This is a genomic window from Mycobacterium sp. NGS26, assembly GCF_059813025.1.
On sequence record NZ_JCALDU010000022.1, the window covers coordinates 1 to 967 of the forward strand.

Here is a 967-nt window from a genome sequence, read left to right on the forward strand (position 1 = left end):
GTTGTTGAACGCCTGGTTCATCTGGCCCATGGTGTCGTAGGAGGTCGCCTGGGCCTGCCCGCTCCAGCCGGCGCCGGCGATGTTCTGCGAGGACGCCCACATCTTGCGCGCCTCGTCGGCCACCGTCTGAGCGTGCATCTCAAAGCGGCCCGCCATGGCCCGCATCGCGTGCGGGTCGGTCATAAAACGTGCTGGCATTTTGCCTATCTCCTTATTACGCGGTTATTGGTTTCGTGTGATGGACGACGATGGCCATACCAGTCACGCGGTGGCGCAACCGTCGAGCCGGGGAAGGATGAAGACGGTCCCCCCTTCGGGTCAGAGGGCTGCGACGGCGTTGGCCGCCTCGGTAGCGGCGTAGGAGCCGGAACTCATGCCCAGGGTGTTGACGAACATCTCGTGAATCGCCGCGGCCTGGGCGCTGACCGCCTGGTACATCTGCGCGTGCGCGGCGAATTGCGCCGCGGTCAGCGCGGACACCTCGTCGGCAGCGGCGGGCACCACGCCCGTCGTCGGGGCCGCCGCGGCGGCGTTCTGGGCGCTCAACGTGGAGCCGATCCCCTGCAAGGTGCCGGCGGCGGCAGCCAAAGCCTCCGGCTGCGTCGTCACGAACGACATACCGTTTCCTTCCTCGATGTATCCGCAAACTCTCTGCATGAGAGTAGATGACTGCGGCCCCGGAGGCCGTCTCCGAAGCCGCCTGTTTGCAAGTGTTCACGAAACGCTACGGCAAATTCATTTTTCGTAACGACACAGTAACAGCGTTTGGCCCGGATTGGGATGCTTATCAGGCCTTCACAGCAAAGAATGTCCGGCCCGCCGGGCGGAAGCCCGCTGGCAGCCGCATTCGCCGAAGCCCGGGGCGGTGCCGGCGCCGATAAAAATCAGGTGGCCGATTAAATTCCGCAGGGGCTCAGCAACCCCGCCCCCGCGGGCGTCGGCCGGGCCCGGGTGGCCCGTGGTGTGG

Annotated in this window: 2 protein-coding genes; both read right to left on the reverse strand. The window is 65.7% G+C overall.

Going from position 1 to position 967, the window contains the following annotated elements; genetic code table 11:
* Positions 1 to 198, reverse strand: a 198-nt coding sequence (locus AC5Y6X_RS24355) for a WXG100 family type VII secretion target (protein ID WP_499989706.1), incomplete at its 3' end; no start/stop codon positions are given.
* A gap of 120 nt (positions 199 to 318) precedes the next feature.
* On the reverse strand, positions 319 to 618 hold the full coding sequence (locus tag AC5Y6X_RS24360; RefSeq protein WP_324682265.1) for a PE family protein: 300 nt from the start codon (positions 616 to 618) through the stop codon (positions 319 to 321).
* Positions 619 to 967 lie beyond the last annotated feature (349 nt).

Bases quoted from the DNA above. Each gene is read 5' to 3' on its own strand.
- AC5Y6X_RS24360 (WP_324682265.1), bottom strand. From the start codon at position 618: ATGTCGTTCGTGACGACGCAGCCGGAGGCTTTGGCTGCCGCCGCCGGC.